This is a genomic window from Microcoleus sp. D3_18a_C4 (assembly GCF_036702415.1).
In the GTDB taxonomy this organism is placed as follows: Bacteria; Cyanobacteriota; Cyanobacteriia; order Cyanobacteriales; family Microcoleaceae; genus Microcoleus.
The window spans coordinates 1-3,410 of the sequence record NZ_JAUBTI010000201.1; the positions used below are offsets into that span (position 1 = coordinate 1).

At 44.4% G+C, this 3,410-nt stretch carries 1 protein-coding gene; it reads right to left on the minus strand.

What is annotated here, in order from left to right; translation table 11 throughout:
• Positions 1-282: 282 nt before the first annotated feature.
• The gene (locus QUB16_RS32985; RefSeq protein ID WP_333322579.1) at positions 283-3,180 is read right to left on the minus strand and encodes a DUF499 domain-containing protein; all 2,898 of its coding nucleotides are present in this window, start codon (positions 3,178-3,180) and stop codon (positions 283-285) included.
• Positions 3,181-3,410: the final 230 nt, after the last annotated feature.

The following is a 3,410-nucleotide window of genomic DNA, read 5'->3' on the forward strand; positions in this document are numbered from 1 at the left end:
CTGAAAGTCGGCTCGATCGAATCCATGACGTGGCGATCTACTGACTCCTTTAAGATACAAGGGGCGGGTTCACCAACCATTTATGTCAGAAACCAACAATATAATAAACCCGCCCCCACCCAACGACTGAGAATAGGAACTAAACTTGGATTAACGCTATAAGCTGTTGCAGCAAATAAACATTGTGTGTCAAAAATCAATCAAAGAATGAGTGGGGCGTTGCTCCCAGCAGCGCCCGAATATGCAATGTTTATTTGCCCAACAGCTTACACCCTGAAGCTGTTACTCCAACCGTGTAGATGCCTTAATGTCCATTTCGTCGATAGGTTCTTCGATCGCATTCCTGAGCCAATTCTGGTCAAATCCCTTAACTGCGTGTGCCTTAATTTCAATTGTAACTGACATATTATCCGCTTTGTCAGATAGTGCTGGCAGTATTTGAAACAACTCAAAAATTTGGGATTTGTTAGTAATCGCGCTCAAAGTGTAGTAATGAGCTTGTTGTTTCCCGTCTACTATGTCAACCAAAACAGAACGCTTGATGCTGCTTGTTTCCGACTTATATTCAACGGTTTTTTTGTCTTCCCCTGCCGCTTTGGTTGTGCGGCTGACTTCACCCCAAACATCGCCACTGCTGGTATTGCTATCATTTTCCGAGTCAGAAACCAGAATTTGCTGATTTTCGTCGGGTGGTACGATCGCCCGCAGCTTCATTACCAAGCTAGGAGACAACAAATAGCCGGACAAATCTAACTCATCGGCCGGAATTCCCTTAGCAAAGCTGATGAGGGCAGGATTTTCTACATTCGGAGGGCGATCGGCATTGATAGTCAAGCGCGGGACATAACCCAAAACGCCATTGGCGATCGCCTCCAGAATAGCTTTCTTAATCGGATCAACACCCAACAACTTCGGAAAATTGGGGAATCGGAAAAAGTAACCCACCAATTCCTCACCCTTGATAAATTCAGTTTCCGAACTTTCCAAACCAGAAAGTCGCACTAACTTAGTAGGCGTTATCGAATCAAAAACATAATTTTTCAGAGCATCCAATACCCGGTCTTGCAGGTTTTGACTCGTATTAAGCTGAGACTGCAAATCAATCATTTCCAAGCGCAGAGGAGCATTGCTAGTTGTGTCAGGCACCGGTAGCAGAATATCTTCATAGAGACGGCGAATTGCCGCGCTGATTTCATTCGCAGATTCCTGACCTTTGCTAGTCAATTCCTCCGTATCTCCCGCAGTGAACTTGTATTTTTTCTTCTGTTCTAGCAGAGAAGAAATCGCCAACGCTGTCCGCGCCCCCTTTCGCGCCTTCTCCATCTGCACCACCTTCGGAATCACAAACGCCAAAGCATTTTTGTAATCCCGTTTATCATTACCACGATTTTCCAGCCATGTCAAGGCATCAGCTAATATTAATTCCTGGCTTTTTTCCGCCCAGCTTGGGTCAAGATAGACAACACTAAACTGAGAAATATTATCAGGAATTGCCGCAGAATCTTTCGGCCACAACACGACTTTGCCGCGAGGATTTTGTAAAGCCTTGCTCAAATCTGTACGGATGCGTTCTAACACTTCTTCCCCACTAATATTGCTTTCCTCATCCGCCACTAACTTATTCAGATTAGCTTTAGTTTCAAAGCGATAGCGTTTACCGACATAGTGCAAATAAAGCAACTGTTCTCGCAAATCACTTAGCGTCGCCGTGATTGTTGTGCGTTCCAATCCAGGGGCGAGACAAGCCGCGATAACATCTTGCTCCAAAATGCCTCGGTCTTCTCCACCTCTGGCACCAAAAGAATACATTAAAATAGCAGAAGTGAGGCGACTTCCTACTTTTAACAGTGCCAAAGCCGGGGAATCTTGACCAATGCGATTATCTACTATTTTGACCTTAGCTTTACGACCAATTAAGTCAGCATTCAAGACAGAACTGTAAGCTTCTCTTTCTCCGACTTGGGTAAAGAAAGCGCTACGGGTGGCTTCATTATGGAACGGAATATTAGCGGGAGTAATTAGCCAAGAAGTATCATTTGCCTCTCGCAAACCGTAAACAGTAGAAGCCAGAAATTGTAGTGCGCCCCGCGTGCGCTGGTAACTCGGTAAACTTCCCCAGCGATGATACATTAAATCAAGTAAATCCGGGTGGAAAGGATAGCTAATTTCAATACGTTCTGCTAGTATTTCTACTTGTTGCTGTATTTGCTGTTTTTCCCGATTAGTTTCTGCGTAACTTTCCCGGAATTTGCGGTATAATTCAGCTTGTTGTCGCGCCACTTCTTTGATGATAGCTGGGTCGCCCACATCAGCAAATAAGCGGCGTTGAATGACGCGCATTACTTCATCGCCAGTCACAGGTTCTTTTTTCGCATCAATGCGACTGACTAATTTATCTAAAGTGTTTAATACCCCTTCATTCCCGAAAGCTTCTTGCACGCTAGCTTGTAGAGAATAAACTAAAACTGCGCGGGGCAATTCGCGGACAACTTCAGTCAGCTTCTGAATAAAAGTGAGGATTTGCCGACCAAAATTTGATTCCCCTACCGTTAAAGCCATTGCGCCTTCGACATAGACAATCACCTCATCCATTAGCAGCAAAACTGTTTTGTCAGCAAAGATTTGACGCAGCTTGTCATTACCAGGGGCAATGCGTTGTTTATCTTCTGTTTCCACCAGGGCATAAGCCTCATAACCGCCAATTTTCCAAGCTAAATAGCCCCAAGGTGTGAGAACAGTTGGGCCGTTTTCAATAGGAATGCCCGTGATATCAATATCTAAACCAATTAAGGTAATCACATTAACTTCGCCTGGGTTGGGTAATGTGTCTAATTGTGGAATTCCTTGCAGTTGGCTTCGGTGTTGGACAAGGTGATATAAACACAGTAAAGCGTGGGTTTTACCGCCGCCGAATGGTGTACGCAATTGTAATACTCTGTCGCCAGCTTCTCCACACAATCCTTTGACAACACTTTCTAATAATTTTCTCAATTCTGCTGTCAGATAAGTAGCATTAAAAAAATCACGGGCATCGCGGTAAACTTTGGGGCAGTTTGGGGAATTGCGGACAACTGAACTTAAGCTGGCCGCGTAGGTGGCGTTATCTAGTTTTCCTTCTAAAATATCGGCGTGGGGAGTAACAACTTGTGTCCAAGGTTTGATTTGGTAGGCGGTGTTCATAATTTTTGGTAAGAGTTTGTATTATTTTATTATTGGCAGAAAGGGAGATATTGTCATCGCGAGGCGGCATTGTCATTATGGGTTATACCAATTTTTTATGAGGCCCCGTAGAATCTGATCCCCCCTAACCCCCCTTAATAAGGGGGGGACAAGAATGGGAGCATCTCAGTTTTGTAAAAAGCATTTTTTTTATTGTAGTGCGAGCGTCCCCGCTCGCGTATTGTACAATA

Bases quoted from the DNA above. Each gene is read 5' to 3' on its own strand.
- QUB16_RS32985 (WP_333322579.1), bottom strand. From the start codon at position 3,180: ATGAACACCGCCTACCAAATCAAACCTTGGACACAAGTTGTTACTCCC.